The organism is Microvirga sp. 2YAF29 (assembly GCF_052114605.1).
Lineage (GTDB): Bacteria > Pseudomonadota > Alphaproteobacteria > Rhizobiales > Beijerinckiaceae > Microvirga.
Genome location: NZ_JBFRFB010000006.1, coordinates 271130 through 294554, shown reverse-complemented (window position 1 = coordinate 294554; position 23425 = coordinate 271130). Strand labels below are relative to the sequence as shown.

At 61.4% G+C, this 23425-nt stretch carries 19 protein-coding genes; 10 read left to right on the top strand and 9 right to left on the bottom strand.

Annotation, left to right across the window (positions count from 1 at the left end; genetic code table 11):
* Positions 1-304: 304 nt before the first annotated feature.
* Positions 305-2515, top strand: a complete 2211-nt coding sequence (locus tag AB4Y85_RS10930; RefSeq protein WP_441984918.1) for a calcium-binding protein — start codon at positions 305-307, stop codon at positions 2513-2515.
* 36 nt (positions 2516-2551) lie between these two features.
* On the opposite strand, the gene AB4Y85_RS10925 is transcribed toward AB4Y85_RS10930, so the two are convergent.
* Both AB4Y85_RS10925 and AB4Y85_RS10920 read right to left on the bottom strand, forming a co-directional pair.
* Positions 2552-3625, bottom strand: coding sequence for a hypothetical protein (locus AB4Y85_RS10925; protein WP_441984917.1), 1074 nt, complete (start codon positions 3623-3625; stop codon positions 2552-2554).
* A 278-nt stretch (positions 3626-3903) separates the two neighbouring features.
* The gene (locus AB4Y85_RS10920) at positions 3904-4845 is read right to left on the bottom strand and encodes a helix-turn-helix domain-containing protein (RefSeq protein ID WP_441984916.1); all 942 of its coding nucleotides are present in this window, start codon (positions 4843-4845) and stop codon (positions 3904-3906) included.
* Between the two features lie 206 nt (positions 4846-5051).
* Between AB4Y85_RS10920 and glcF the strand changes: the two genes are divergently transcribed.
* The 3 genes from glcF to hpt all read left to right on the top strand — a co-directional run bounded on the left by glcF (position 5052) and on the right by hpt (position 8943).
* On the top strand, positions 5052-6440 hold the full coding sequence (glcF, locus tag AB4Y85_RS10915) for a glycolate oxidase subunit GlcF (protein WP_441984915.1): 1389 nt from the start codon (positions 5052-5054) through the stop codon (positions 6438-6440).
* Between the two features lie 29 nt (positions 6441-6469).
* A complete protein-coding gene (locus AB4Y85_RS10910) occupies positions 6470-7999 on the top strand; it encodes an FAD-binding oxidoreductase (RefSeq protein ID WP_441984914.1) in 1530 nt (509 codons plus the stop codon).
* A gap of 359 nt (positions 8000-8358) precedes the next feature.
* On the top strand, positions 8359-8943 hold the full coding sequence (gene hpt / locus AB4Y85_RS10905; RefSeq protein WP_441984913.1) for a hypoxanthine phosphoribosyltransferase: 585 nt from the start codon (positions 8359-8361) through the stop codon (positions 8941-8943).
* Here hpt and AB4Y85_RS10900 read toward each other — a convergent pair.
* Complete coding sequence (locus tag AB4Y85_RS10900; protein ID WP_441984912.1) at positions 8933-9442, bottom strand: TspO/MBR family protein; 510 nt, start codon at positions 9440-9442, stop codon at positions 8933-8935. The two genes, hpt and AB4Y85_RS10900, sit on opposite strands and share 11 nt — an antisense overlap.
* A gap of 131 nt (positions 9443-9573) precedes the next feature.
* Between AB4Y85_RS10900 and AB4Y85_RS10895 the strand changes: the two genes are divergently transcribed.
* The 3 genes from AB4Y85_RS10895 to AB4Y85_RS10885 all read left to right on the top strand — a co-directional run bounded on the left by AB4Y85_RS10895 (position 9574) and on the right by AB4Y85_RS10885 (position 14043).
* Positions 9574-10728 (top strand): trans-sulfuration enzyme family protein, encoded by a 1155-nt coding sequence (locus AB4Y85_RS10895; protein WP_441984911.1) that lies wholly within the window; start codon positions 9574-9576, stop codon positions 10726-10728.
* Positions 10729-11094: 366 nt separating this feature from the next.
* Positions 11095-13041 carry a bifunctional 2',3'-cyclic-nucleotide 2'-phosphodiesterase/3'-nucleotidase gene (locus AB4Y85_RS10890; RefSeq protein WP_441984910.1) on the top strand — a complete coding sequence of 649 codons (1947 nt, stop codon included), beginning with the start codon at positions 11095-11097 and terminating at the stop codon, positions 13039-13041.
* 375 nt (positions 13042-13416) lie between these two features.
* Complete coding sequence (locus AB4Y85_RS10885) at positions 13417-14043, top strand: hypothetical protein (protein ID WP_441984909.1); 627 nt, start codon at positions 13417-13419, stop codon at positions 14041-14043.
* Between the two features lie 3 nt (positions 14044-14046).
* Here AB4Y85_RS10885 and AB4Y85_RS10880 read toward each other — a convergent pair whose 3' ends face one another.
* A complete protein-coding gene (locus AB4Y85_RS10880) occupies positions 14047-14937 on the bottom strand; it encodes a YihY/virulence factor BrkB family protein (RefSeq protein WP_441984908.1) in 891 nt (296 codons plus the stop codon).
* Between the two features lie 265 nt (positions 14938-15202).
* On the opposite strand from AB4Y85_RS10880, the gene AB4Y85_RS10875 reads away from it, so the two are divergent.
* Entirely contained in the window at positions 15203-16069 is an 867-nt protein-coding gene (locus AB4Y85_RS10875; protein WP_441984907.1) for a DMT family transporter, read from the top strand.
* A 51-nt stretch (positions 16070-16120) separates the two neighbouring features.
* Here AB4Y85_RS10875 and AB4Y85_RS10870 read toward each other — a convergent pair whose 3' ends face one another.
* The 4 genes from AB4Y85_RS10870 to AB4Y85_RS10855 all read right to left on the bottom strand — a co-directional run bounded on the left by AB4Y85_RS10870 (position 16121) and on the right by AB4Y85_RS10855 (position 18955).
* Entirely contained in the window at positions 16121-16282 is a 162-nt protein-coding gene (locus AB4Y85_RS10870; RefSeq protein WP_441984906.1) for a hypothetical protein, read from the bottom strand.
* A gap of 143 nt (positions 16283-16425) precedes the next feature.
* The gene (locus AB4Y85_RS10865) at positions 16426-17514 is read right to left on the bottom strand and encodes a TRAP transporter substrate-binding protein (RefSeq protein WP_441984905.1); all 1089 of its coding nucleotides are present in this window, start codon (positions 17512-17514) and stop codon (positions 16426-16428) included.
* Between the two features lie 182 nt (positions 17515-17696).
* Positions 17697-18113: a hypothetical protein gene (locus AB4Y85_RS10860; RefSeq protein ID WP_441984904.1), complete on the bottom strand. Its 417-nt coding sequence runs from the start codon at positions 18111-18113 to the stop codon at positions 17697-17699.
* A 119-nt stretch (positions 18114-18232) separates the two neighbouring features.
* Positions 18233-18955: a DUF4142 domain-containing protein gene (locus AB4Y85_RS10855; protein WP_441984903.1), complete on the bottom strand. Its 723-nt coding sequence runs from the start codon at positions 18953-18955 to the stop codon at positions 18233-18235.
* Positions 18956-19102: 147 nt separating this feature from the next.
* Between AB4Y85_RS10855 and AB4Y85_RS10850 the strand changes: the two genes are divergently transcribed.
* Entirely contained in the window at positions 19103-20209 is a 1107-nt protein-coding gene (locus tag AB4Y85_RS10850) for a S1C family serine protease (protein ID WP_441984902.1), read from the top strand.
* Between the two features lie 99 nt (positions 20210-20308).
* Complete coding sequence (gene hpf, locus AB4Y85_RS10845; RefSeq protein ID WP_441984901.1) at positions 20309-20710, top strand: ribosome hibernation-promoting factor, HPF/YfiA family; 402 nt, start codon at positions 20309-20311, stop codon at positions 20708-20710.
* 66 nt (positions 20711-20776) lie between these two features.
* On the opposite strand, the gene clpB is transcribed toward hpf, so the two are convergent.
* Positions 20777-23398, bottom strand: a complete 2622-nt coding sequence (gene clpB, locus AB4Y85_RS10840; RefSeq protein ID WP_441984900.1) for an ATP-dependent chaperone ClpB — start codon at positions 23396-23398, stop codon at positions 20777-20779.
* Between the last annotated feature and the right edge of the window lie 27 nt (positions 23399-23425).

Below are 23425 nucleotides of genomic sequence, written 5' to 3'. Positions count from 1 at the left end.
CTGAGTTCTACCAGGGGCCGAAGGCGCACGATCGGGACGACCGCCTGATCTACGACAAGAAGACGGGGGCCTTGTACTACGATGCCGACGGCACCGGCGCACAGGCTCAGATCCAGATCGCCACGCTCTCCAAGAACCTCAAGATGACCTACAGGGACTTCTTCGTTGTCTAAGCGGAGTGATCAACATCCCTGTCTATGTAGAAAAACCTGTCTGTTCATAGAGGAGCGTCCAGATCATTTGTCTTTAAGATACAGCCAAGCTCACGTGGGCCGATAAGTCGGCCCACTCAAAGGATCAAGCTATGGCAACCCCCGTCCCAGTCGCTCCGTTCTTCAAGCTCAACGCCACGGGCACATTGTCTTCCAACAGTGCAACGGCTGTGCTCAAGGATGGCACTTTCGTTTTCGTCTGGGGCGAGGACGTCACGATCGACACTGATCCGGAGACCGGCGAGCAGACGGTGATTTCCACCATTCATGCTCAACGGTTCTATGCCAATGGTGAAAAGCTCGGTTCCGAGGTCATCGTCGATAGATCGTCGAACGCCGGTGAAAATGCGATCTACAACAGCGATCCGGATGTCGTCGCTCTGGCGAATGGCGGCTTCGCCGTCTCTTGGACGAAAGCTGGATTTGTTGGACAAGAGCTGAATTCGGATGTGTATTTCCGAGCATTCGATGCTTCGGGCGTGGGCAGACCGGCGCAATCCGCTCCGTTGGCGGGGCCGGATAAATCCCATTCCGTGCTGACGGCTCTGAACGATGGCAGCTTCGTCCTCAGTTACTCAGCTTGGGATGAAACGACCGTTTCCACGGGACTTCAACGATACGATGCTAGCGGGACCGCTATCGGAGGCGTCGTTCCCATCGAGGCCGGAACGCCGGAGAGCCTGGCTACCCTGAAGAACGGCAATTGCGTTGTCATCACAAGCGCCCCAGGCTCCTCCATTCGCGGTTATATCTATCGACCGGATGGGACACTGGTCGACAGCGCTGGCTTTGCGATCAATGACGACGTGGGAAGCCAAGCTTTCCGGCCTAGCGTTGCTGTGCTCGCCGATGGACGGTTCATCGTCGCCTATACCGAAAAATCTCCGGCTTTAGGCGATGGGTCGGGCTATTCGATCCGCGGACGTATCTACAGCGCAGATGGTGCAGCTGCCGGTGATGATTTCCAGATCAACATTACGGAGCGGGACTACCAGCGCTGGCCTTCTGTCACGGCCCTGCCCAACGGCGGTTTTGCCGTCGCGTATCAGGACATGCTGGGCCTCGATGGACCTTCATCCGGCCGCGTGGGCTCCATTCGCGTCGTCACGTTCGACAAATTCGGCCATCACGACAGTGACGAATACACTGTCGTGAGCGGAAAATACTGGGATGGGCTGGAAAACTTTGAACTGGCTGCATTGCCGGATGGGCGCCTGATCATTACCTGGACGAGCAACGATTCGTTCAAAAATCCGTACAGCGCTGCTCAACTTCTGGACCCCCGCATCGATCCGCTCGATTGGGTTGGCACGGGCAGCAGCGATAACTTCGTCGGCACCGGTTTGAACGATCGCCTCAGCGGCATCGGTGGCGGCGATCGGCTCTATGGCAATGCGGGATCGGATGAGCTCAATGGCGGCTTGGGCGCTGATACCCTTGATGGCGGTACAGGCTTCGATGTCGCTTCCTATCAGGGCGCGCAAAGCGGTGTCACCGCAAGTCTCGAGACTGGTGCCGGTACGAGCGGGGAAGCCGAGGGCGACAGCTTTGTAAGCATTGAAGGCCTCATCGGATCGTCGCACGGCGATCATTTGACGGGCAATGCGGGAAAAAATGAACTCACCGGAGGGCTCGGCGCCGACCTCTTGGAGGGAAAGGACGGAAACGATCTTTACCGCGTGGATTCAGGCGATCTGGTGATCGAGGGTGCCAATGGTGGCGTCGATACGGTAGTAGCAGCCACGAGTTTCAGCCTCACGCGTTCGGCGGAAGTCGAGAACCTGCAGACCGACAATGTCCTTGACGTGACCGCCATCTCTCTCGGCGGAAGTGACACGGCAAACGCCATTCAAGGCAATGCTGGACGCAACATGCTTCAAGGCCTTGGCGGTGACGATGGAATCAAGGGAGAGGATGGCAACGACAAGCTCTCCGGCGGGGCGGGCAGGGATGTGCTGGAGGGCGGGGCTGGCCAGGACATCTTCGTGTTCGACACCAAGCTGTCGAAGTCGTCGAAGGTCAACAAGGCGAACGAGGATCGGATCGCGGACTTCAGAGTGGCGGACGACACGATCCACCTGGCGAAGAGCGTGTTCGCGAAGCTGGCGAAGAAGGGCGTGATCAAGGCGGGCGAGTTCTACCAGGGTGCGAAGGCGCACGACCGCGACGATTACGTGATCTATAACAAGAAGACGGGCGCGCTGTACTACGATGCCGACGGCACGGGAGCGGCCGCGCAGATCCAGATCGCCACGCTCTCCAAGCACCTCAAGATGACCTACAAGGACTTCTTCGTCATCTGAGCGAAGTGATCGCGCTTTCGTCCTGAGGATTTCAGGCTATCCATTGGCGGCAAGGCGGACGAGATCCGCCTGTCGCGATACTCCCATTTTACGGAAGACGGCCTGTAACTGCGACTTTGCCGTGTTGCGGCTGACGTCATGGGACTCGGAATATTCCGCAAGCGTTCTTCCCTGCGCAAGAAAGCCGAACAGGCGCTCTTCAGCGGGTGTCAGGTTATTGCTGCGAGCAAGTTCAATGAACTTGCTCTTGTCCTTACGTGGCGTATGTATGAGCAGCAATGCTCTTGGCAAAACATCGCCCAACCAGATATGGGACGTGGCAATGGGCTGTAGGGTGATGCGTACGCTGCCGTCTTGGCCGGCATAGATCAAATTTTGTGCCGCTCCGCCATCAACGACTTTCCGCAGAGCATCTTGAAGCGCATTCAGAGAGCCGCTTCCCGCCAGATGAATTTTCCCGAAACGGACATTCAATATGTTGTTCGATTTCAGAAAGTGGTCGGCCTCCGCATTGGTATCCAAGACCGTTCCGTCGCGGGCTACAGAAACCGCTGCGACTCTGATGTGGTCGAGACTGTTCCCAAAGTTCTCTTTGGGAGAAAACAGGTTATCGAGATGAGCCCCAATTCGTAGAGATTGGCGAAGATGAGGGATCAACTGATCGAGGAGATGAGCCTCGCTGTCCTTGAAGGCTTTGTCTCGAGCCAGGGCAATGTAAAGCTGCGTGCCGCTCCCAACCTGAAAGTTTGAGCCTATAAGATGCGACAGCCTTTGTGGGCGCATCCAATCGTTATAATATTCAGTATTTTCAAGACTCTTTCGCTCGACGATCCTCTCGATAGGGACGACTGAACCCTCGGGCTGAGGCCAATCCCGCGATATGAAGGGGTTTCTGTCACCATGAAAGTGGCCGCAAATATCCACGTAATATGGATCATATCCGTGGCTGATCGGAGTGCCGATGAGCCTGATGTTGTCGAGGTCATGCGGCAGCAGGGCCGTATTCGCTTTGAGCTCATCCGAAAGCATACGGCAGATATCGGGCCAGAGATCAGGCTCGGTCGAGGCACGATAGATCTGCTCGATCAGTTCAGGGATGTCGTAGGGCAAGTTTGTGCATACCAGGTTGGTAATTCCTAACCTAATACACGACAAACCGAAATTTAAGATGCCGCATAATGTCCGGATAGGTGCGCGGCTTCTGCAGCGGCCTTGGTGTTGCGTATTGCCGGAGCGGTGTTTGGGCTGACTCAGGCCTTGTGCCGGGCACCCTCTAGAGGGGCGCTCGGCCGGCACGGTCGGGGCCATCCCATCAGCGAAAGTGCGAACGATGTATTGCCCGTCAGGTGATCGCTCCGTTCACGCTCGCATCCCCAGCGAATTGGGGCTTATACGACTGCGCGAGCACGCCATTCCCGAGGCGTCATGCCGAACTTCAGCCGAAACGCCTTGTTGAAGTGCGACAGGTCGCTGAAGCCCCACCGATAGGCGATCTCGGAGACGCTGGAGGCCGTCAGGCGCGGGTCCCGAAGATCGCGTTGGCACGCCTCGAGCCGATTGTCGATCAGCCAGCGGCCGAAGGTTTGGCCGATCCGCTCAAAACGCGAATGGACCGTCCGAACGGACATCCGACAATGAGCGGCGATCATGCGGGGTGACAGCTCCGGGTCCGACAGGTGGCGACGGCAGAATGCGAGCACCTCCTCCACCTGAATCTCCAGAGGCCGGGCCTGCGACGCAGGATCCTGCGCCGTGGCCAATGCCAGAAGATTGCAGAGATTCTCCGTGAGCAGGGACGCTTCGCTGAGGCCTAGCCCCTCGCTCGAACCCGCAAGCTGGAGCAGGTGCCGCCGGGCGAGATCAGCATAGAAAGAGTTCGAGCCGATCTTGGTGATGGGTGCCCTGCGAAGCCAGGGCGCGCGCGTATCGAGTGATTTGCGGGGAATCACCGCGAGAACCCGCTGCACCGCCGTTGGGAAGCCGACCTGGAACGGCTGCTGGCCATCGAGGACGGCGATTTCTCCGGCTTCAAGGACGAACGAAGTGCCGGCCTGGGACATCTGGCTCTGCCCATGGCTTTGAAAGCTGATGAGGTAGTGGTCCTCGGACGACCTCGCGATGTGGGACTTGTTCCGGACGATCATATGCCCGGATGCCGAAAAGCATGCGAAGCGAAGGCTATCGACGCTCTGGCTGACGATATCGGCCCGGAAGTTCTCGGAGGGGGCTTCAATCGAGACGTTGAGGATGGATTGGCAGACGGCCTCGTGCCAGAACGAGAAGCTCTCGCTGGTCTGGACTGTCTCAGTCGACCAAGTCCTGGCCGCCACGCCCTGCACTCCTTCTATGAAGAAAAGGGGTTCGTTGGACACTTGAGTGGCGAGAATACACAGAGTTGCGCTCTCAGCCAAATGCAATTGCACTCTCAGCCAAGACGGGAGCCGTGGCCCTTCCTTAGGCTCTTGTTTCGTCCCCTGGCCTCCATCGGTCGAGCGGGGCGGACCGAGCAAGGCTTCCTGAGAGGGGACAACTCTCCATGCGGACCAATTTCAGCACGACCCAATTGGCGGATCCGGCGATTGCCGAGGCGAACCAGATCCTTGAGACCTGTGTCCATTACGGTTTCTGCACCAACACATGTCCGACCTATGTGCTCACCCGCGACGAGAACGACTCCCCCCGGGGGCGGATCGATCTGATCCGCGAGATGCTTGAGAAGGGGGGAAAGCCGGATCCCAAAACGGTGCATCACCTCGACCGCTGCCTTTCGTGCCTGTCTTGCATGACAACCTGCGCTGTCAAAGTCGACTACGTGCACCTGATCGACCATGCCCGTGTGCACATCGAGCAGCACCATCGACGTCCGTGGTCGGAACGCCTCCTGCGAGGCATATTGGCCAATGTTCTCCCTTATCCGAGACGCTTCCAGTGGGCCCTCCGGGGCGCGCGCGTGGCGAAAGCCCTGCCGTCGATGGTGCCGGCAAGACTCCGGGCCTCGATCGGCATGGCGCCTGCGGCAGGGCGCTTCGAGACGGATATTTTGGCTCCGGCCGTGTATCGGGCCGAAGGAGAGCGCCGCAAAAGGGTCGCCCTTCTCGCGGGCTGCGCACAACAGGTTTTGAACGGCAACATCAATCGAGCGACGATCCGTCTGCTGCAGCGTCATGGCTGCGACGTCATCGTATCGCCAGGGGTCGGCTGCTGCGGATCCCTGACACTTCATATGGGGCGAGAGGCTGATGCGCGTGCGTCGGCTCGCTCGGCGATTGCGGCCTGGACCAGGGAAATCGAAAACGAGGGCCTGGATGCTATCGTCGTCAATGCTTCCGGCTGCGGGACGACCGTGAAGGATTACGGCCATCTTTTCGCAAGAGACCCTGAGATGGCGGAGCCCGCGCGGCGTGTCGCGGCACTCGCCCGCGACGTCAGCGAAGTGCTCAACGACCTGGATTTGCTGCCTCCCGTAACACCCAAGGCTTACCGCATTACGTACCATGACCCCTGCTCGATGCAGCACGGGCAAAAGGTGACACGCCAACCCAGGGAGTTGCTCGCCGCTGCGGGCTTCCAGGTCATGGATGTTCCTGAAAAGCACTTCTGCTGCGGTTCGGCGGGCACCTATAACCTGCTCCAGCCGGACATGGCTGCGAAGCTGGGACAGCGGAAAGCGGATCACATTGAGAGCACCGATCCCGATATCGTCGCGACCGGCAACATCGGTTGCATGATGCAGATCGGGCAGTATCTCGGCCGCCCCGTTCTTCACACCGTCGAGTTGCTCGATTGGGCCACGGGCGGCCCTTGCCCGCCTGCCTTGGCAGGGATCGCGCTGCGAGAACCAGAAGCCCCTATCGAAGCGTCAAATTCAGATAATCCCGCCGTCGGCGATGGTGAAGGCGCCGCCAATGATGTCGGGGTCTGGTGATCGGGAACAACTAAAAAGCGGAGGCAATAATGCGCATACAGGAAGCACGGATCGAGCCATTCTTTTCCGAGATTGAATCGGCGCTCGGTCCAGCGGGCGTCAACCGCAACCCCGAGACTCTTCGGCGCTACGGCGAGAACACGATGCCGGGCGGCGACAGAAGTCCGGCAGGTGTGGTGTACCCGGCATCGACACAGGACGTCCAAACCATCGTTCGTGCTGCGAACCGGCATCATGTGCCGCTTTATCCCATCAGCACCGGCAACAATATCGGATTGGGAAGCCGGTCTGCCGTGCACGCTGGCCAAGTGGTCGTCGACCTGGGACATCGGATGAACCGGATCCTGGAGGTTGACGAGAAACTGGCCTTCGCGGTGGTCGAGCCGGGTGTGACCTACCAGGCAATGCATGACGAACTTGTTCGCCGCGGCAACAAGCTGATGGTCGATGTCACCTCCGGGCCGCCTCAAGGAGGCATGATCGGAAATGCCCTCGATAAGGGCGCAGGCTACACGCCGTATTTCGATCACTTCGGGTTTGCGTGCGGAATGGAGGTCGTGCTCGGAAACGGAGAGGTGCTGCGGACCGGGGACGGCGCTCTCGACAGCGACAATCTCGTCAATTGGCACACCTCGAAATACAGTTTTGGACCCATCCTCGATGGGCTGTTCACGCAATCCAATTTCGGGATCGTGACACGGATGGGGGTCTGGCTCCTGCCTCGTCCGCCTGCGATCCGATCCTTCCACTTTGCGTTTCCGGAAGATGACGACCTCGAGGAGATCATCGAACTTTGCCGTCCCCTGAAGCTGTCGAATTTCGTGCCCACGCTCTTCCGGGTCGCGAACGACATTTATCTGTGCGGCTCGGAAGGCGAGAGTCTCGAATACCGCGCGAGCGGCGGCAAGCGGTCCATTTCGGATGAAGGGCGCAGGGCTTTGCGCGAGAAGCACGGCCTTGGTTCCTGGACCGTGTCGGGCGCCTTCTATGGTCCGAGCGCGGAAGCGATCGAGCCGCAAATCAAACGCGTCAAAGATCTCTTCTGCCAATCGGGCAAGGCGCGCTACATTTCCCACGAGGAGGCTCAGGAAAACGGCTCGCTGCAGGTTGCGATCAACGCCTTCTCCGGCATTCCCAGCGTGGGAGAACTGGGGCTGCTCAAATGGCGGCCGGGCGGCGGTAATACGTGGTTTCTTCCCGGCACGCCCATGGACGGGAAGATCGCGAACGAGTTCCAGCGCGTGTGCCGCAAGATCTATGAGGATCACGGCCTCGACTACATGGTCATGAATGTCTGCGGTCCTCGGTTTGCACGCGGACTGCACGTGATGACCTTCAACCGTGAGGATGAGGACGAGCGTCGTCGCGCGGATGAGTGTTACCGGAAGATGTCCGAAGAAGTCGCCCGCCGCGGCGTCTTCGTGGGCCGCGCGCCGCTGGATTATCACGCGTTTCACATGGATCAGACGATGAGCTCGTTCCGTGACGCATGTTCTGGCGTCAAGCAGGCCCTCGACCCCAATGGCGTCATTGCTCCGGGCCGGTACGGAATCGAGTGATGGCCTGAGCCGGTGGGGCGAGGAAGTTGCCGGGGCAATGAACGCCATGTTGAAACATGGTTTCCTTGAGCCTCAGGCTCCTCGATAACGCGCAGCATAACACAACGGAATGAGGGCCTGGCCCTCATTCTGGCCTCTTGCCTCGATCGACTTGCCCATATGCTGCCGCATGAAGTGAAGCGCGGTTTCCTCCCAATCGGGATGACCGGGACAGGCCCAGCCGTGACCGAGGCGGTTGCTTAGAGGCCTATCGCCGGCAAATTTTCTGCGAAATTCGTGAAAAGTTTGACTTCCCGCGCGGGCCATGGTCGTGAAGAGGGGACGCCTTAAGCCTTTTCCACTTTTCTGGATTGACGACGATGATCGCTTCCCCCCGCATCCGGGTCCTGTTCGACGAGAGTGCCATTGCCACGCGCAACGAGGCGTTGGCGCAGGAGATCGCGAAAGCCAAGCCGGAAAACCTGCTCGTCGTCGCGGTGCTGAAGGGCAGCTTCATGTTCGCCGCCGATCTCATCCGCGCCCTGCACCGGGCGGGCCTGGAGCCGCAGGTCGAGTTCGTGCACCTGTCGAGCTATCTCGACGGCACGGTCTCCAGCGGCAACGTCACCATCCTGCGCGACGTGGAAAGCGATGTGCGCGGCCGTGACGTGCTGCTCGTGGACGACATTCTCGAGTCGGGCCGCACGGTCACCTTCGCCAAGGACCTGTTAATGGCCCGCGGCGCGAAGAGCGTGCGCACGGCGGTGCTGCTGGAGAAGCCCGGCAAGCGCGCCGTGCAGATCACGCCCGATTACGTGGGCTTCACCTGCCCGGACGTATTCGTCGTCGGCTACGGCATGGACGTTGCCCATTCCTACCGCCAGCTGCCCTTCGTCGGCGTGGTCGATCACCTGGACGACAGCCCCGACCTGTTCGACGAAGCCGAGGGAAAGGCTAGCCGTTGAGCTGCCAGATCGTCCCGTTGAGGGCGGTCGCATAGGCCACCCAGGCGAGATAGGGCACGAGAAGCAGGGCCGCCGCGCGGTCGAGCTTCCAGAAGCTCACGATCGTGGCGAGGATCGCCACGATCAAGGCCGCAATCACCACGAGGCCCGCGATCGGGCTCTGCGCGCCGAAGAAGGCGAAGGACCACAATCCGTTCAAGACCAGCTGCACGAAGAACGTGGCGATGGCGGCATTGCGGCCAGGCATGCCCTTCGGCAGCGAGAGAATGCGCCAGAGCGCATAGGCCATCATGGCGTAAAGCGTCGTCCAGGCGACGGGAAAGGCCCAGTTCGGCGGCGTGAAAGAGGGCTTCTGCAGGCTTGCGTACCAAGTCGGGATGTTCGGCTCGGTGACGAGGCTACCCGATATCGCAACCGCGACGACCGGCAGCACCGCGATCAGGAAACGCGGGAGAGGCGGAATTGCATGGCTGCCCGGCGCGGTTTGATGTGTCTGCATCGCGAAATTCCTTTATGAACTTGAGCATCTTTACACGCAAAACCGGTTCCCACTTTTGCGTCCGTTGCTCTATGAGCTTGAGCATCGCATCTTTGTCAGTGACGCAACCGGTCACGCTTTCGGAGGTTCCCATGTCGTCGCCCCGTTCCCCCTGGTCGAAGCGCAGCCTAACCGCCCAGGCCATGGGCCATGTGGACCCTATCACCAAGGCGGTCGTGCCGCCGATCCATGTGGCGACGACCTTCATCCGCGACGAGGATAACGCCTATTCCTCCGGCTACGTCTATGGCCGCCCGGACAATGCCACCGTGCGCGAGGCCGAAGAGGTTTTGGCGATGCTGGAAGAGGCGGAGGCCGGTGCATTGCTGTTTTCCTCCGGCATGGCTGCGGCCACAGCCGTGTTCCAGGCGCTCAACCCCGGCGATCACATCGTGGCATCCAAGGTCATGTACTGGGCCCTGCGCAGTTGGCTGATGACGGAAGCCGTGCGCTGGGGGCTTCAGGTCGATTTCGTGGAGACGGACGATCTCGATGCCCTGCGTAAGGCCGTCGTGCCGGGCCGCACCAAGCTCGTCTGGATCGAGACGCCCTCCAACCCGCTCTGGACCGTCACCGATATCGCTGGCGCTGCCGAGATCGCCCATGCGGCTGGCGCAAGGCTGGCGGTCGATTCCACCACGGCCTCGCCGGTCCATACCCGCCCGCTGAATCTTGGCGCCGACATCGTCATGCATGCGGCCACCAAGGTGCTCAACGGCCATTCCGATGTGGTGGCGGGCGCTCTTGCCGGTGCGAAGGCCGATGAATTCTGGACGCGGGTCACCTCCATCCGCAAGATGCAGGGCGCGATTCTCGGGCCCTTCGAGGCCTATCTTCTGATGCGCGGCATGCGCACGCTCCATGTACGCACGGCGGCGCAAGCCAAGAGCGCGCTCGACCTTGCCCAGCGCCTGTCCGCGCATCCGAAGGTGGCGCGGGTTCTCTATCCCGGCCTGCCGCAGCATCCCGGCCACGATATCGCCGCCCGGCAGATGGAGGGCGGCTTCGGCTACATGCTCTCGATCCAAGTGACGGAAGGTGAGGCCGCCGCGATTCGCACGGCGGCGAAGGTCCGCCTGTGGAAAAGGGCGACATCTCTCGGCAGCGTGGAAAGCCTCATCGAGCACCGCGCGTCCATCGAAGGCCCCGGAACCCCTTGCCCGCCGGACCTTTTGCGCCTGTCCACCGGCATTGAGGACGTGGAGGACCTGTATCGCGACCTCGACGAGGCGCTCAGGGCTTCGTGACACGCACGTCATTCCGGACGGCGCAGCCGATCCGGGATCGTCAGAAGAATAGGGCATTGTCATTCCGGGGCCGCGCAGCGGAGCCCGGAACCCATAACCGCGACAGTGCAAGGAAGAGCACTGCTGCACCTACACACTTCCTTCTGCTCCCACGGTGATTATGGGTTCCGGGCTCGCCTGTGGCGCCCCGGAATGGCAGAGGCGCATGCCATTTTCTGCACCCGCTCCCGGATATGCGCTCCGCTCCGTCCGGGATGACGCGCGCCATGAATATGGGTGTTACCTTGAGCCGGCTATCTTGATCCTGTCATAAAACTTGTGCTTCTCTTGCTTAAGCGAATTTTGTTTCGTGCAAGGAAAGCCGCCATGACATCGTCGATTACCCGCCGCCGCGTCCTTCAGACCGGCGTTGCCGCCGCCGCTCTCACGGGAATGTTCCCCTTCGCCTGGGCCCAGAGCGGCCCGGTGGTGAAGCTCCGTATCCTGGAGACCACCGACCTGCACGTGAACGTCATGCCCTATGATTATTACCGCGATGCGGCCGACGACACGGTCGGCCTTGCGCGCACGGCGACGCTGGTGAAGGGGGCACGCTCGGAGGCCAAGAACAGCCTGCTCTTCGACAACGGCGACCTGATCCAGGGCTCGCCGCTCGGCGATTTCGTGGCTTACCGCCAGGGCATGAAGAAGGGCGACGTGCACCCCATGGTCGCCGCCATGAACGAGCTGAATTACGATTGCGGCACGCTCGGCAATCACGAGTTCAACTACGGCCTGGAATTCCTGCAGAACGCCTTAGGCGCCGCGAAATTCCCGCTGGTCTGCGCCAACGTCATCAAGGCGAATGGCGAGACGCTGCAGAAGCCCTGGCTCATCCTCGACCGCGAGTTCACCGATGAGGCCGGCGGTAAGCAGAAGATCAAGGTCGGCGTGATCGGCTTCGTGCCGCCGCAGATCGTGCAGTGGGACAAGTCGCATCTCGACGGCAAGGCTACCACCATCGACATCGTCGATGCGGCCAACAAGCATGTGCCCGATCTGAAGAAGGCCGGTGCCGACATCGTCGTCGCGCTCTGCCATTCAGGCATCGCGGGCGGCGAGCGCAAGGGCGGCGAGGAGAACGCGGCTTTGCACCTCGCGAAGGTCGACGGCATCGACGTGATTCTCACCGGACACCAGCACTTCGTGTTCCCCGGCGGCAAGGAATTCAACAACATCCCCGGCGTCGACGTGAAGGCCGGCACGCTGCACGGCAAGCCCGCCGTCATGGCCGGCTTCTGGGGCAGCCATCTCGGCCTTATCGACCTCGAACTGACCAAGGACGGCAATGCCTGGAAGGTCGCGAATTTCCGCACCGAGGCACGCCCGATCTACGACCGTGTCGACCGCAAGGTGGTCGCGAAGGTGGATTCGGATGCGCTCGTCATGGCAGCGGCGCAGGCCGGCCATGACGCGACGCTGAAATACGTGCGGGAGCCCGTGGGCACCACGGCGGTGCCGATCCATTCCTATTACTCACTCGTCGCGGACGATGCTTCCGTGAAACTCGTGGCCGAAGCGCAGTCCTGGTACGTGGCCGACCAGCTGAAAGCGTCCGCCTTCAAGGACCTGCCGATCCTCTCGGCGGCGGCGCCCTTCAAGGCCGGTGGGCGCGGTGGCCCGAATTACTTCACCGAGATCAAGCCCGGCCCGCTCGCCATCAAGGACATGGCGGATATCTACATCTATCCGAACACGATCCGCGTGGTGAAGATCACCGGCGCGCAGGTGCGCGAGTGGCTCGAGCGCTCGGCCGGCATCTACAACCAGATCGATGTGGCCAAGGGTGGTGAGCAGGACCTGATCAACGCGAAGTTCCCGGCCTACAATTTCGACGTGATCGCGGGCGTGCAGTACAAGATCGATCCGACGCAAGCCTCGCGCTACGACGACAACGGCAAGGTCGTGAATGCAGATGCGCACCGCATCAAGGAGCTGACCTATAACGGCAAGCCCGTAACGGACGATCAGCAGTTCCTCGTGGTGACCAACAATTACCGCGCGGGCGGCGGCGGCAACTTCCCCGGAGCCGACGGCACCACCATGGTGTTCGAGGCGCCCGACCTCACTCGCGATGCGATCATGCGCTACATCATCGAGAAGAAGGAAGTTTCTCCCAAGGCCGATGGCTCCTGGGCGCTCGCCGTTCCCGCCGGCGTGACCATGACCTTCACGACCGGCCCCAACGCCGCCAATTACCAGCCTGCCGGCATCAAGGTCGAGAAGATGGGCGACGCGCCGGAAGGCTTCGTGAAGTACAAAATCGTGGGCTGATTTTCCGGCGCCATGGCATACGAAGCGGCCGGGCCATGCCCGGCCGTTTTCATTTCAGCGACACAATGTCGTGTTGCAAATTGTTACAATATTTATCAGAAGACTGCACAACATTCAGGCTTTTCCTGATTCGTTTCCATAATGCCCCGGGCCTTATTGTTTACAAATTGGGCTTAGGTCCAGGGTTGTTTCAAGTTAATCGCATTTTAATGAGTTCGCGTTCGAATATTCGCATACCTAATTTTGATTTAAGATTATATTCTGGTTTGAATGATGCCTCATGTGTACTTGAATTGCGTGGCGATTTTGCTGGGTTGCCTGATAAGTATTGCCTCCGCGAGTGCTGCGGAGGATCAGAATATCTGGTCCGAGCGCATGACCTCTTCCTGGCTCGATGAGCATATCGCGGTCCGACGGCCTCGCTCCTCCCCCGCTCCCCGTTACTCGCTGTCGCGCACCCAGGTTTGGACGAGCGGTCTCACCAAGTCGGAGAAAGCCGCGTTCAATCCCGACAGCTACGACAGGAGCCTCGGTGCCAGGCTGCAGCCGTTCGACGACCTCAACCTACGGCTTGGAACGGAGCTGGTCCGCAGCGGAGGCGATAACGGCGCCCTGACGTCGCGGGCGAAATGGGAGGCCTTCTGGTCTCGGGAAGCCGATCTTTTCGGCGGCCTGAATTTCGGCCTCTCGACCGGCGGCTCCATGGCGACGCTCAACACCGGTTATTCCCAGACGGTGAGCGGCACGCTCGGCATTCCCGTGGGATTGGCGTTGGAGAAGTGGAGCACGCAGGTGCGCCTCTCGCCGAACATGAACGTGGATACGGCGAGCGGCGCGATGGGGTCGGGCCTCATGTCCGAGATCATGGGCCAGACCGTGCTCAGCTCCCAGGCCGATCCGTACAGGTCGGTTCTCAACGTGAAGGCGGGCTACGGCGTCGCGCAGGACACGCGGCCTGCCGCATCGGCCATGCTGGAATTCAGGATATCGCCAAACCTGTAACCTCTAAGGAAGGGTGATCACGTCGTTGATGCTTTGCGGCGGCGGCTCGATTCCGAGGCGCTTGCGCTTGGCCGCGATGATGGTGCCGTTGAGCTCGCCCCCGAACAGGAAGATGGCGCCGAGCGTGTAGAGGAAGATCAGCGCCACCATGGCGGTGGCAAGCCCCCCATAGGTCGAGGCATAGGCGCCGGGGTAGAATTCGAGATACCAGCTGAAGCCAAAGCCGCCGAGCATCCACAGGAGCAGCGTGATGCCGACTCCCGGCATCACCGAGAGAAAGCTGCGTCGTCCGGAGGGGATGAGCTTGTGCGCGCACATCAGCCCCGCCACGATCACCAGCGTCGCGACCCCGATGCGCAGGAAGCCGATGAGCCCGTCCAGAGGCTGGAGCGCCGGCACCCAGTGCAGGATGCCGCGCCAGATGAAGGGCCCGAGCACCACGAGGAGCGCCATGGCCATCAGCACGAAAGCGCCGCCGATGACGAAGGCGATGGATTCGAGCCGCGTCAGCCACCAGGCCCGCGTCTCGCGAACGTTATAGGCGCGGTTGAGCCCGACGCGCAGGCTCTCCACGCCACTTGACGCGAAATAGAGGGTGAGCACCACGCCGAGCGTCAGCACGTCGCTGCGCCGGCCCGTGAGGATGTTGTGGACCTCGCCCGCGATCGGCCCCGCGATCTCCTGCGGCCAGGCTTCCAGAATGAGGTCGGCCACCCCATCGGCCAGCGAGCCGGTGCCGAACACGCTGGCGAGCGCGGTGACCAGGATGAGGAAGGGAAAGAAGGAGGTGAGAACCGACAGCGCGATATGACTCGCGATCGCCCAGGCATCGTGCAGCACGAAGCGATTGGTGGTGATGGTGAAGAGTTCGAAATAGAGGCGAAGGCGGTTCAAGCGTCAGGGCTCCAGGCTGCTGGAGATGGTGCGGCAGGGCGGGGAGGCAAGGCAAGGAGGCAGACAAGAGAAGAGGTAACGGCAAGCGCGCCGATCCGTTTCCCGGAACGCGAATGGGGCAAAGATGACTTTGTGATATGCGCTACGGCATAGAGCCAGGCAACGGGCTAAAGTCCCGTGCATCGACAAAGCACCTTTCAGGAGCCTAGAAAGTAAGGCTTTTGTCCCTCCCGGTTCTTCATCGCAGTTTCTCAGCCCCACTTCCATGACCTCTCAACACCTCGCCCGCGTCGCTCCCCCTCTCTTCGTGCTCATCTGGGCGACGGGCTTCATCGTCGCGCGGTTCGTGGCGCCCTATGCGGAGCCGCTCACGTTCCTTCTGCTGCGCTACCTGCTGGCCATCTTGGTGCTGGCAATCATCGTGGTCGCGGTGCGGGCGCCTTGGCCCAAGAGCGGGCGGGACTGGATCAATGCCATGATCGCGGGAATCCTGCTGCATGGGTTTTATCTCGGCGCGGTCTTCTGGTCGGTGAAGCATGGATTGCCGGCGGGGATCTCGGCGCTCGTGGCCGGTCTTCAGCCGCTCGCCACGGCGATGCTGGCCGGGCCGCTCCTGAAGGAGAGCGTATCGCTTAAGAAATGGCTCGGCATCGGCATCGGGTTCGTGGGGGCGGCCTTGGTCGTGGCGCCGAAACTGGGCGATGGCGGGGTGCCGGCGCTGCCGCTGGGGATCTGCCTGCTCGGCATGGTGTCGATCACGCTCGGCACCGTCTGGCAGAAACGTACGGGCGCCAATCTGGACCTGCGGGTCAACGCCACCATCCAATATGTCGGGGCGGCTGCGGTCACCCTGCCGCTGGTGCTTCTGCTGGAGGAGGGGCATATCGCGTTCACGTGGCCGCTCATCGGCGCCATGGCCTGGGCCGTGCTGGGCCTGTCCATCGGCGCCATCGGCCTGCTGCTGTTCCTGATCCGCCAAGGTGCGGTGGTGGGCGTGGCGACCCTGCTCTATCTGGTGCCTCCGGTCGCAGCTGTGATGGCCTTCCTGCTCTTCGGAGAAAGTTTGAGCCTCGTCCAGATGCTCGGCATGGCTTGCGCGGCTTTCGGCGTGGCGCTCGCAAGCCGCAGTTGAGGCAAAAGAAAAGCCCCGGGGGGCCCGGGGCTTTGGCCGTTCGACGGAAAACTACTTCGTGATCTTGACGGAAACCGGGTCGCTGGCCGGGAAGGATTCTTCCACGCCCTCATCGAGCTTCTTGTCGAGTTCGGCCTTGGAGTTCTCGGGCAGCTTCTCGTCTTTCTTGCCTTGTTTGATCGATTTTTCCTGATGCTGGGTCTTCTTGTCCATGTCTGTCTCCATGGGCTTAGGGATCTACTTGTGGAGACAACGCGCGGCGGCAAGCTTCGGTTCGCTGCCAAACATCACGGCATGAGAACGAGAAGGGCCGCTTCCACTCTCATGGAAGCGGCCCGTTTATCATCTCGGTTCGATCAGCGCTGGCCCTGCTGCTGATTGACGAAATAATCGAAGGGCAGCTCGGCGATGCGGAACCATGTCAGTTCCTTCTCGCGGAAGGCGTTCCAGGAATCGTAGACCTTCTTGAACTTGGCGTTCGAGGCCGAGAGTTCGCCATAGAGCTTGTAGGCTTCCTTGTAGCTCTGCTCCATCACGTCGCGCGGGAAGGGGCGCAGCTGCACGCCCTGGCCGACGAGGCGGCGGATCGCGTCGGCGTTCTGCGCATCGTATTTCGCCACGCACATGGCGTTGGCTTCCGCGCAGGCCGCTTCGAGAATGGCCTTGTAGTTCGCGGGCAGCTCGTTCCACTTGTTCATGTTCACGTAGAGCGAGGGCTGCGCGCCGCCTTCCCAGAAGCCCGGATAATAATAGTACTGGGCCACCTTCACGAAGCCGAGCTTCTCATCGTCATGCGGGCCGGAGAATTCCACCGCGTCGAGGGTGCCGCGCTCCAGCGCCGGATAGATGTCGCCGGCGGCGAGAACCTGGGGCACCACGCCGAGCTTCTGCATGATCTGGCCGCCCATGCCGGCGATGCGCATCTTGAGACCCTGCAGGTCGGCGATGGACTTGATCTCCTTGCGAAACCAGCCACCCATCTGAGCGCCCGTCTGCCCCGCGGGGATCGGGTAAATGCTATAATCCTTCATGAACTCGCGCATGAGTTCGAGGCCGCCGCCGTAATACATCCAGGCATTGTGCTGGCGCACATTCATGCCCCACGGAACGGAGGTGTCGAACATGAAGGTCGGATCCTTGCCGATGAAGAAGCTCGATAGGGTGTAGGAGCATTCGACCGTGCCGTTCTGGGCGGCATCGAGGCTCTGGAGCGCGCCCACGATCTCGCCGGCGGCGAAGACCTGGATCTGAAACTTATTGTCGGTAGCGGCCGCCACGCGCTTGGAGATCATCTCGCCCGCGCCGAAGAGGGTATCGAGGCTCTTCGGATAGGCCGAGGTCATGCGCCAGCGGATTTCGGGATTGGCCTGAGCGATGGCGGGCGAGGCAACTGCACCGGCTGCGGCAGCAAGGCCAGCGCCTTTGAGAACTTTTCTTCTATCCATGGAGGTTTCCTCGACGTCTTTATGATGCGGATGCCGGTTTGGCTGAAAGATCCATAAAGCGCGAGGCAGGGGCTTGTCACTTCGCCTTCCGTTGGGGCAGCTATGCGGCAAGGTAAGCTGAACAAGAAAAAATCCCGGGCCCCGCCGACACGGGCCCGGGATTATTAGCCTGCTGATGACGGTCAGCGCTCGCCCGTTCCGTTCTTGGAGGGCGGGCGGGTGACCCGCCCCTCGCCCGCGCGGGTCGCCGGGCTCTTCTGGGCGGTCGTGTTTACACCCTCCGCGATCTCATCGTTCGACAATTGGAAGCCGGCGTCATCGTCTTCCGATTCCGGCACTTGGTTGAAGGAGCGAATGCCGGCCTTGGAGCCGCTGGTGATGCGACCATCGTCGACATGGTCGATATCGAGATCGGGATCGAGCTTCTTCGAAGCGCCCATCAGGCCGGTAGCCTTGGCCGCCGCGCGCTTGGTGTTGCCGACATCGTTGCGCTGGGTCGGGCCCGCGATGAAATCATCGCCGGTTTCTTCCTGGGTCAGTTCGTTCAGAACTTCATCGACATCCGGCTCAGGACTGCTTCCGCGCTTGTCTCGCGCCATCGGATATTCCTCTTCTACAGTTTGAGCAGGCAGACCTGCCTGCTGATTGAAGGGGCAACGTGGTGTCGAGAAAAGGGGTTCCGGCTCCGATGTCATGAACAAGCGGAGCCGGACATCCTTTATCGGCCAAGCTCTTTCTGGATGTCCTGCAGCATGGCGATATGTTCTTTGATCTGGCCGCTCGCGAGCTTTGCAATGTTCGTCATCTCGCGATTGCCTGAACTCTTGATGTAGTTCTCCTGAATTTTCAGAAGCTCCTCATGCCCCTTGAGCTGCGCCGTCACGAAATCCTTGTCGAAGGCAGCGCCAGCTTGCGCTTTCGACATGCGCTCCATGACTGCCGCGTCGGCTTGCGGCAGTTCCGGCGCGGTGGAGGCCGCCGATTGCGCACCGGAGGTCGATGCAGTCGCGGCAGGATCGGCGAAGGAATGCAGGATGTCGGCGATATTGTTCTGCTCGCCGATCTCGAATTCGGCGAATTGCTTCACGCGCGGATGCTGCGCCTTGCTGTGAGCGAAGTTCGCCTGCTGCAGCGAGACGGTGCCGATGGCAAGGACCTGCTGAATGTACTGGCTGTCGGCCTGGGATTGCTGCTGTCCCTGGGCGGCAGGTGCGCTGTTGGCCTGTCCCTGACGCGCTGGCGTCTGCGTATCCTGCGGTGCGCCACCCTGCTGCGTGCGCTGCTGGCGCTGTTGCGCGCCCTGGCCGAGCGCCGGGTTGGCTTGCGTTTCCGCAGGCTGCGTGGTGGTGGGGGCGGAAATTCCCTGGTTCGACTGCTGAGCGAAGGCAGGAAGGCTGAGGGCAAGCCCGAGGCCCGCGATGACGATGCGGCGTGATGACATGAATGTCTCCTGCATGGATATGTGGAGGCGAACGCTTGCACCGGGCTTTTGTTCGGAACGATGTCGGTTTCCGGCTGCTCGATGCCCAGGAACGAATCCGCATCCGGCGCGTCCCTCAAGCGTTGAATGTCAGGAGAAGGAGGCGAGATGCAGGATCGGGCGACGCGATTGATCATGACCATAGTGGCCGTGCTGCTGGCGCTCCTTCTCGTCCAGCCCTATGTGACGTCCTACTTTTTCTCGGCGCGTGAGCCGAGAACCGTGGCGCCACGCGGTGATCTTGCGGATTTCGAACGCTCCACGGTTCACGTGTTCGAGACGGTTGCCCCTTCCGTCGTGCAGGTCGTGTCCATGTCGGGTCAGCGCAATCCGTTTCAGGACGGTGGAGATCAACCCTCGGAATCGGGGACGGGATTCATCTGGGATGCGGCGGGCCATGTGGTGACCAACGACCACGTGGTTGCCAATGCCCAATCCGTCGTAGTGCGCCTGGCTTCGGGCGAGGTGGTGCCCGCGCGGGTCGTGGGGCAGGCGCCGAATTACGATCTCGCCGTATTGCTGCTCGAAAGGCGCGCCGCTCTGCCGCCTCCTGTCGCCATCGGTTCATCCTCCGATCTCAAGGTCGGGCAGACGGCGTACGCCATCGGCAATCCCTTCGGCCTCGACCAATCGCTCACCACCGGAATCATCAGCGCGCTCAAGCGCCGCCTGCCGACAAGCGGCGGGCGTGAAATCGCCGACGTGATCCAGACCGACGCCGCCATCAACCCTGGCAATTCCGGCGGTCCGCTGCTCGATTCCTCCGGTCGCCTGATTGGGGTCAACACCGCCATCTATTCGCCATCCGGCGCAAATGCGGGCATCGGGTTTTCGATTCCCGTGGACGTGGTGAACCGGGTCGTGCCGCAACTCATCCGCGAGGGTCGCGTGCCGACGCCCGGCATCGGCATTATTGCCGCCGACGAGGCGGCTGCGGCCCAGCTCAGCGTGACGGGCGTCATCGTGGCGGGCGTTGTGCCGGGCTCACCGGCAGCCGAGGCAGGGTTGCGCGGCGTCGATCAGCGCTTCGGCACCATCGGCGACATCATCGTCGGCGCCGGTGACAATCCTGTGAAGAGATTGTCCGATCTCACGGATAAGCTTGAAAGCGTGGGCGTTGGGCAATCCGTGTCGCTCAAGGTGCTCCGCGACAACCGTGAGCAAACCGTCACCGTACGGATTGTCGATGTAGGCCAGCGCGAGCGCAGGCCATGAACCCATTCAAACTATGCGGCAGGCAGTTTTGTTTCATGGAGCTGAAACCATCTTGCAGCCCACTCGTTAGCCCTCGAACCTTCACCAGCGGAGGAGCGAATGAGTCTCGAAGGCGCCGAAAACATCTTGGTGCAAAGCTCGAATGTCGATTTGGGCGATATGTTTCCCGAGTATGCGAAAACCAATATACGCCAAGTGGCAGCTAAGTATTTCGGTCATATGATCATGGCCTCGGTACATGTCTCCCGCGACGGCATCACCTACCGGTGCACGGTCAACATCCAGATGGGCGCATTGAAGATGATGAGCGGAGAGGCCAAGGATAAGGACCTCTACACCGCATTCCGTTCTGCATTGCAAAAGACCGCAAAGCAGCTTCGCCGTTCGAAGCGCGAGCTGCGCGAGGACAAGGCGGCACGGACCGACAAGGACATGCTTCTGCGTGAGGGCACGCAAACGCGCATCCGGGACGAAGAGGATTTTCAGGCAGCCGCTGAGTAAGCGGCTTCTTAAAACGCAAATTAAAAGAATGGCCGGGTTTCCCCGGCCATTCTTTTGTTTTCTGGCTTAGTTCAGCCGCACGCCTTCCGGCGGGCGCTCCTTGGCGGAGACATTCGTGTTGCCGATGGTCAGACCCATGGGGCCCGCATGCACGGGCACGGTCTCGCCGTCCTTGATCTCGCCGGCGAGGATGGCCTCGGCCAGCGGGTCCTGCACGTTCTTCTGGATCACGCGCTTCAAGGGGCGCGCTCCATAGGCGGGATCGTAGCCTTTCTCGGCGAGCCACTCGCGTGCGGCCTCGTCGAGCTCCAGAATGATCTTGCGATCCGTGAGGAGCTTTCCAAGGCGGGCCAGCTGGATGTCCACGATGGCGCCCATCTCCGAGCGCTTCAGCCGGTGGAACAGGATGATCTCGTCCACGCGGTTGAGGAACTCGGGCCGGAAGTGCGAACGCACCACGCCCATGACTTCGTCGCGCACCATGTCGGTGTCCTGGCCCTCGGGCTGGTTCACCAGATATTCCGAACCAAGGTTCGAGGTCATGATGATGAGCGTGTTGCGGAAGTCTACGGTGCGGCCCTGGCCGTCCGTGAGACGTCCATCGTCGAGAACCTGCAGCAGGACGTTGAACACGTCCGGATGCGCCTTCTCGATCTCGTCGAACAGAACAACCTGATAGGGCCTGCGGCGAACGGCTTCGGTGAGAGCGCCGCCCTCCTCATAGCCCACATAGCCGGGAGGCGCGCCGATGAGACGGGCGACCGAGTGCTTCTCCATGTATTCCGACATGTCGATGCGCACGAGCGCGCTGTCGTCGTCGAACAGGAAGCTTGCTAGCGCCTTGGTGAGCTCCGTCTTGCCGACGCCTGTGGGGCCGAGGAACATGAACGAGCCGATGGGCCGGTTCGGATCCTGCAGGCCTGCACGGGCACGGCGCACGGCGGTCGAGACGGCTTCCACCGCTTCGCGCTGACCGACGACGCGCTTAGCCAAATCTTGCTCCATATGCAGCAGCTTCTCGCGCTCGCCTTCCAGCATCTTGTCGACAGGCACGCCGGTCCAGCGGGAGACGACCCCTGCCACGTGGTCGGGCGTCACCGCCTCTTCCATCAGGCCGCCGCCATCCGCCTTTTCTTCCACATCGGCAAGCTGCTTCTCCAGGCCCGGAATGACGCCGTAGGAGAGCTCGCCCGCCTTCGCCCAGTCGCCGGAGCGCTGCGCGTTCGCCAGCTGGTTGCGGGCTTCCTCGAGCTTCTTCTTCAGGTCCGCGGCGGTGCCGAGCTTGTCCTTCTCCGCCTTCCAGCGCTGCGTGATGGCGGAGGACCGCTCTTCCAGGTCCGCAAGCTCCTTCGTCAGGCGCTCGAGGCGATCCTTGGAGGCGGCATCCGTCTCCTTCTTCAGCGCTTCCTGCTCGATCTTCAGGCGCACGATATCGCGGTCGATATTGTCGAGTTCTTCCGGCTTCGAATCCACCTGCATGCGCAGGCGCGAGGACGCTTCGTCCACGAGGTCGATGGCCTTGTCCGGCAGGAACCGGTCGGTGATATAGCGGTTCGACAGCGTGGCGGCGGCGACGAGCGCGGAATCGGTGATGCGCACGCCGTGATGCTGTTCGTATTTTTCCTTCAGGCCGCGCAGGATCGACACCGTGTCCTCCACGGTGGGCTCGCTCACGAAGACGGGCTGGAAGCGACGAGCAAGCGCCGCGTCCTTCTCCACATGCTTGCGGTACTCATCGAGAGTCGTCGCGCCGACGCAGTGCAGCTCGCCGCGCGCAAGCGCGGGCTTCAGCAAGTTCGAGGCATCCATCGCACCATCGGCTTTGCCGGCGCCGACAAGAGTGTGCATCTCGTCAATGAAGAGAATGATGCCGCCTTCGGCTGCCGTGACTTCGCTGAGCACGGCTTTCAGGCGCTCTTCGAACTCGCCGCGATACTTCGCGCCCGCGATCAGGGAGCCCATGTCGAGCGCGAGAAGCTGCTTGTCTTTCAGCGATTCAGGCACGTCGCCATTGACGATGCGAAGCGCCAGGCCTTCCACGATGGCTGTCTTGCCGACGCCGGGCTCGCCGATGAGCACCGGATTGTTCTTGGTGCGGCGCGACAGAACCTGGATCGTGCGGCGGATCTCCTCGTCGCGGCCGATGACCGGATCGAGCTTGCCGTCGCGGGCAGCCTCTGTGAGATCGCGCGCATATTTCTTCAACGCATCATAGGCGTTCTCCGCCGTCGCGTTGTCGGCGGTGCGGCCTTTGCGCAGGGAGTTGATGGCGTTGTTGAGGCCTTGGGCTGTCACGCCCGCCTGGGCCAGAATCTTGCCGGCTTCCGTGTCCTTCTCGACGGCGAGGGCCAGCAGCATGCGCTCGACGGTGACGTAGGAATCGCCCGCCTTCTCGGCTGCCTTCTCTGCGGTGTCGAAGAAGCGCATCAGCTCACGCGTGGCCTGGGGTTGCGCGGCGGATCCGGAAACCTTCGGCTGCTTGGCAAGCCATTGCTCGACGGCGGCCAGCGCCTGGCGGGAATTGCCGCCGGCACGGTCGATCAGGCCGGCGCAGAGGCCTTCAGGATCGTCGAGCAGGACCTTGAGCGCATGGCCGGGGGACAGCTGCGGATGGCCTTCCCGCATGGCGAGATTTTGCGCAGCCTGTACGAAACCCCGAGCGCGCTCGGTGTATTTTTCAAAGTTCATTGATATCATCCCTCCTAAAGTCCACCC